At 32.8% G+C, this 5,593-nt stretch carries 6 protein-coding genes; 3 read left to right on the top strand and 3 right to left on the bottom strand.

What is annotated here, in order from left to right; genetic code table 11:
• Positions 1-371: 371 nt before the first annotated feature.
• Positions 372-740: an iron chaperone gene (locus tag VGE71_RS07820; protein WP_331137828.1), complete on the top strand. Its 369-nt coding sequence runs from the start codon at positions 372-374 to the stop codon at positions 738-740.
• 5 nt (positions 741-745) lie between these two features.
• Positions 746-1,429, top strand: a complete 684-nt coding sequence (locus VGE71_RS07815) for a 2'-5' RNA ligase family protein (protein WP_331137827.1) — start codon at positions 746-748, stop codon at positions 1,427-1,429.
• Between the two features lie 106 nt (positions 1,430-1,535).
• Here VGE71_RS07815 and VGE71_RS07810 read toward each other — a convergent pair whose 3' ends face one another.
• Genes VGE71_RS07810 through VGE71_RS07800 form a run of 3 tightly spaced genes read right to left on the bottom strand, consistent with a single transcriptional unit; the run spans position 1,536 to position 4,523 of the window.
• Positions 1,536-1,898, bottom strand: coding sequence for a glyoxalase (locus tag VGE71_RS07810; protein ID WP_331137826.1), 363 nt, complete (start codon positions 1,896-1,898; stop codon positions 1,536-1,538).
• Between the two features lie 4 nt (positions 1,899-1,902).
• Positions 1,903-2,364, bottom strand: a complete 462-nt coding sequence (locus VGE71_RS07805; RefSeq protein ID WP_331137825.1) for a hypothetical protein — start codon at positions 2,362-2,364, stop codon at positions 1,903-1,905.
• Positions 2,365-2,375: 11 nt separating this feature from the next.
• Positions 2,376-4,523, bottom strand: a complete 2,148-nt coding sequence (locus VGE71_RS07800; RefSeq protein WP_331137824.1) for a cation:proton antiporter — start codon at positions 4,521-4,523, stop codon at positions 2,376-2,378.
• A 296-nt stretch (positions 4,524-4,819) separates the two neighbouring features.
• On the opposite strand from VGE71_RS07800, the gene VGE71_RS07795 reads away from it, so the two are divergent.
• Positions 4,820-5,593 (top strand): serine dehydratase beta chain (locus tag VGE71_RS07795; protein ID WP_331137823.1); only part of this gene is annotated, 774 nt, incomplete at its 3' end.

Here is a 5,593-nt window from a genome sequence, read left to right as displayed (position 1 = left end):
GTCGCCAAGTTTTTCTGAGATTCATTAAAATGAGAAGTTCGCAAAGCTTTGTCTTTACAAAGTTTTTTTCAGCTCAAAGCTTTGCGAACTTAAAATATAGATTAAGTTTAATCTCAGAATGAAAATGCCTTAGCGCACTTTGCGTTAAAAAATTTAACCGCAAAGCACGCAAAGGTTTTACGCAAAGGTCGCTAAGTTTTTCTGAGATTCATTAAAATGAGAAGTTCGCAAAACTTTGTCTTTACAAAGTTTTTTTCAGCTCAAAGCTTTGCGAACTTAAAATGTAGATTCTGCTTAGTCTCTTAATAAAAGAATTTTGCGGTAAAAAAATCAAAAGCAAAGAAAGGTAACTTGAAACAAAAACAAAAGTCATGGAAACAAAGAAACCAGAAAATATAGATGAATACATTGGAGGATTTCCAAATGATGTTCAAGAAATACTGGAGAAAGTCAGAATGACCATTCAGAAAGCAGCTCCTGAAGCCAAAGAAAAAATCAGCTATTCGATGCCTGCTTTTGAGCAAAACGGAATTGTAGTTTATTTTGCCGCTTTTAAAAACCATATCGGACTTTATGCTTTGCCAAGCGGACACGAAGCTTTTGCTGAAAAACTTTCTAAATACAAATCTGGAAAAGGCTCTGTTCAATTTCCTCTTAAAAATCCAATACCTTACGATTTAATTACCGAAATTGTAAAATTTAGAGTGAAAGAAAATCTTGCGAAAGCAAAAAAGAAATAATTTTTATGAATCTGACCGAACATTATAATCAACTTTACAAAAGCTCTTCTGAAACTATTTCGGCAGGAAAATACGCAATTGATTCTGAGCTCAAAAATGAATCTGATTCCAGATTTGGGATTACGCTTTTAATACGTCCAAGTGATGAAATTAAAGCCAATATTCAGCATTTCATTCACGAATTAAAAAAAGCGGAACCTGAGCAGTATTTTTATCCAGATTCAGATATTCATATTACAGTGATGTCGATTATATCTTGTTCGACAACATTTCAATTGAATCAGATTTCACCAAACGAGTACATCGAAATTATCTGCAAAAGTCTTGTTGATGTAGATAAAATCAAAATTCATTACAAAGGCGTAACAGCTTCTCCATCGGCTATTATGATTCAGGGATTTCCAAGCGATGAAACTTTAAATAATTTAAGAAACAGATTGCGCGAGAATTTTAAAAATTCGGACTTACAGCAAAGTATTGATAGTCGCTATGAAATTTTTACCGCACATTCTACAATAATGCGTTTTCAGGAAAAACTTCATGATCCTAAAAAACTAATCCAAATAGCAGAAAAATATCGTGATTATGATTTTGGGGAATTTGATGTAAAAAATATCGAATTAGTTTACAACGATTGGTATCAACGTAAAGATACTACGCGAGTTTTGGGTGATTTTGGATTGAGATAATTTCTTTTTTTTGCCACGAATTTGCTTCGTCTGTTCGCTATCGCTCGAGCCTCGAATTTTCGCTAATTTATTATTTTTTAATTCGTGCAATTCGTGGCAAAAAATCTTATTTAAATTTTCCGAAATGCCACAAAACACCAGACGGATCGTGCAGAAAACATTCACTTCCCCAATCTAAATATTGTATTGGAGTCAATCTCACTCCTTCATATTTTTCTGGAAGATTTAAAGCCATTAGTTCACTATAATAACGCTCTACATCATCAACTTCAACAAAAATCATAGTATTGTCAATCCAGTCTTTAACGTAAGCATTTTGAAGATAAAAAGCAATCTCACTACTTTTAAAAACAGACATTTTTGCATCTAAAACAGTTTCTTCAAAACCTAAATCTCGGTAGAAACTTCTTGAAATTTCAAAATTTTCAGAACCTATAAACGGGCGGATTGATTTTATTTTGTGATTCATACCTTTATAAATTTATATCGTTATAATAAATTAGAAACCATTTATTTTTGATCAGTTTAAATTGTCTTTCGACTTCAAAACCACTATCTGGAATCCAAAATCTTTCTGTAATTAATGTATCGGTTTTTACTAAAGTATGCTGATATTCTCCAATTTCAGATTTTTCGGCAACAGGAATAGCATGAAACTGCCAATTTTTACGTGTCCAATTGTATTGTTCAAATCCTGAAACATGTTTTCCTTCAATCGGAAAATCGACTCTTGAAACTTGAAAAAGAGAATCAGAATGAAATTTTTTATTGAATTCATCGAAATTCTCTGGTAATTCTTTTTTAATGGTTTCTGCAATACTATCAACTTTATTAACAGTACTTTCAGAACTTAAATTCGTTTCTTCTTTTACTTTATTACAGCTCAAAAAAGTAAAAATGAAAATAAAAACAGATAAAATGATCGAAGTTTTCATAAGATGAAATTTTAGCTCTTCTTCAAAATACTTCCCAAACCACGTCCAATTTGTTCGATTGCCTCAATTCCTTTTGCTAATGGCGAAGTTGTAAAGTCTTCATACGCATCCATCGCACTTTCTTTACGGTCATCTTGCGGGTAAACAAGCATAACATTATTGCTGTCGAAGTATTTTTCAAACTTCTGAGGCAGTCTATCAAAAATGGATTGATACGAAACCGAACCTTTTCTGGAAAGATTGAAAACCACTAAATCTGTTGGTTTCATTTCATCAGAAATTGATTCAAAATCTTCCCAATCCGAAACATTTTTAAATCCTAATTTGGCATTCAATTTCAAATTATTAGCAATCTGCTGAATGGTTTCGTGCGTTTTGTATTCAGCGTAAACCACAATTGGAATACTTAATTCTTGTGATAAACGGCATATTTTCTGAAGCAATACCTGAAAACCAATTCCTCTTTCAGAAAATGGCGGACAGACAAAAACCAGTCTTTTCTCTTCAATAAAATTCTTTTGAAACCTACAGATAAACAAGCTTTTATCGACATTATTGATAATCGAATCGACATTTTCACCAAAGATTTTATCAATGAATCCTGTTTTTCTTGGCCAGCCAACAATCACAATATCAGACATGATTTCTTTAGAAGTTCTGGCGATTCCGCTCGCAGGGTTATGATCAATCCTAGCAATTGTATTAATTTTCACTTCTGAAGCCGAAGCCTGAATCACAAATTTATCTACCGCTTTTTTATATTTTAAAATATTCTTTTCCGCTTGATTATTGTTCGGAACAATCGTTAGTAAAGTAACAGGATTAGACGATTTTTTATCTTTTATTAAAAGAGCAAAATCTAACAAACTCGCTGTTGCAGAAGTCTTCGCCAATGGAATTAAAATGTGTTCATCTAAGATTTGATCTCTTCCAGTATCTTCTGGTGAAATTTCTTCTTCGCAAATGGCTATTTTTTTGGCAGCTTTTTCAGTTGCAAAAGAAGCTACAATACAAGTAATCAAAATTAAAATAATGGTTCCGTTTAGGATATTTTCGTCTAAGATTTTGGCTTTAAATCCTACTAAAATTACTGCCAAAGTAGCTGCAGCATGTGCACTGCTTAGTCCAAAAATAAGCTGTCTTTCTGTTTTAGTATATCTAAAAACCAATTGTGTAAAAAAGGCTGCAATCCATTTTCCAAATATCGCTACAACACTCAGTGTTCCTGCAACAATCAAAGCTGTTGGTCCGCTTAAAATAACACTAACATCAACCAGCATTCCCACTGAAATCAAGAAAAACGGAATAAATAAAGCGTTCCCAATAAACTCGATTCTATTCATTAAAGCAGAAGAATGCGGAATTAAAGGGTTTAATGCCAAACCTGCAACGAAAGCCCCAATAATAGGTTCTACTCCTGCAACTTCAGCCAAAAAAGCGGCAAAGAAAACTACAGAAAGTACAAAAATGTAATGAGCGTGTTTTTCACTTTCTAGTTTCTTGAAAAACCATTTTGCAACACGTGGAATAATCAAAAACATTATCGCTGAAAAAATAGCCAAAGAAACAATCAATTTAATCCAAAATGCTTGATTTAGATTTCCTTGACTGCTTCCCATAATCACAGCCAGAATAATCAAAACTGCTGTGTCGGTTAAAATGGTCCCTCCAACAGTAATAGCTACTGCCTGATTTTTAGCAATTCCTAATTTACTTACAATCGGATACGCTACCAATGTATGAGTAGCAAACATACTTGCTGTTAAGAAACTCGCGTTAAAATCATATTTCAGCAAATAGAAACAAACCGGAAATCCAATCGAAAGCGGCAGAATAAAAGTAAAAAAACCAAACAGTAAACTTTTGTTTCGATTGGCTTTAAACTCATTCATATCCAATTCTAAACCGGCAATAAACATAATGTACAGAAGTCCAATTGTTGAAAAAAGATCGACTGCAGAGTTTTTTGCCAAAATATTTAATCCATGTGGACCAATGATTACTCCGGAAATAATAAGACCAATAATTCCGGGAATATTAATCTTTTTAAGTAAAATTGGCGAAAGCAGAATTATAAAAAGTATTAGCGAAAAAATCAATACGGGATTGGTAAGCGGCAATTCGAATTCTTGTAATAGATGTTTGAAAAATTCTATCATATTGTAAATTTATCTTCTTGTGGTATTATCATTTGTAAAAAGACATTTTCAGAATTAAAACAAAATCCATGAAGTATTAATAGTAAAAGATCAAGTTCTTTTTTAAACTCGTTCATCTACAAAAATACCGAAAAAACAGTTACTTTCTACGAAAACCGCATATTAAGGATTTAAATTTATTTCGTTGCCAAATTATTAATATTTAATATTTTTTTTAACAAATACGCAAGATTAACATTAAAATATAAATCTTCATTGCATTATTCAATTATCTTTGTCTTAACAAAAAACGAACAATGGAAGAATGTATCTCAGTTTTTGATATGCTTAAAATTGGCGTTGGCCCTTCAAGCTCACATACTTTGGGACCTTGGCGTGCTGCCGAACGCTTTCTGGAAGAGCTTAAAGAGGAAGCGATTTTAGAAGATGTAACACGAGTAAAAGTCGATTTGTATGGCTCGCTCTCATTAACCGGAAAAGGTCACGCAACTGATCTTGCCGTTATGTTGGGGTTGAGTGGTCAGGATCCTGAATATATTCCCGTTGAAGATATTGCAGGAATCATAAAAAAAATCGAAACTACAAACGAAATTAATTTGGGCAACCAGAAAGTGATTCCGTTTTATTTTCTTCAAGACATTGTTTTCAACAAAGATTTTCTTCCTTTTCATGCAAACGGTTTAAAATTTACAGCTTACAAAGAAGACAACTCTGAATATGAATCTACTTTTTATTCTATCGGAGGCGGATTTGTAGTAAAAGAAGAGCGTACCAATGCAAAACTGAAAGAAGTTATAAAATGTGCTTTCCCTTATCCGGTTCAGAATGCTGCTGAATTATTGAATTATACTATTTCTGAAAACAAATCGATTTCTGAAATTGTATATGAAAATGAGATTTCGATGCGTCCAGAAGCTGAAGTACATTCAGAATTAATGCGTATCTGGAATACGATGTTAGAATGCATGTACATTGGTTGTCATTCTGAAGGAATTCTTCCCGGCGGACTTCATGTTCGAAGAAGAGCTTTTGATATGCATCAAAACTTGATCGGATTGTCTAATTATACC

Origin of the sequence: Flavobacterium sp. (assembly GCF_036405015.1) — a bacterium.
GTDB lineage: Bacteria > Bacteroidota > Bacteroidia > Flavobacteriales > Flavobacteriaceae > Flavobacterium.
Note: the sequence above shows the minus strand (reverse complement) of the source record. Positions and strands in the feature narration are given on the sequence as shown.

Excerpts from the sequence above, each read along its gene's own strand:
- VGE71_RS07815 (WP_331137827.1), top strand. The coding sequence starts at position 746 with ATGAATCTGACCGAACATTATAATCAACTTTACAAAAGCTCTTCTGAA.
- VGE71_RS07800 (WP_331137824.1), bottom strand. The coding sequence starts at position 4,523 with ATGATAGAATTTTTCAAACATCTATTACAAGAATTCGAATTGCCGCTT.
- VGE71_RS07820 (WP_331137828.1), top strand. The coding sequence starts at position 372 with ATGGAAACAAAGAAACCAGAAAATATAGATGAATACATTGGAGGATTT.
- VGE71_RS07810 (WP_331137826.1), bottom strand. The coding sequence starts at position 1,898 with ATGAATCACAAAATAAAATCAATCCGCCCGTTTATAGGTTCTGAAAAT.
- VGE71_RS07805 (WP_331137825.1), bottom strand. The coding sequence starts at position 2,364 with ATGAAAACTTCGATCATTTTATCTGTTTTTATTTTCATTTTTACTTTT.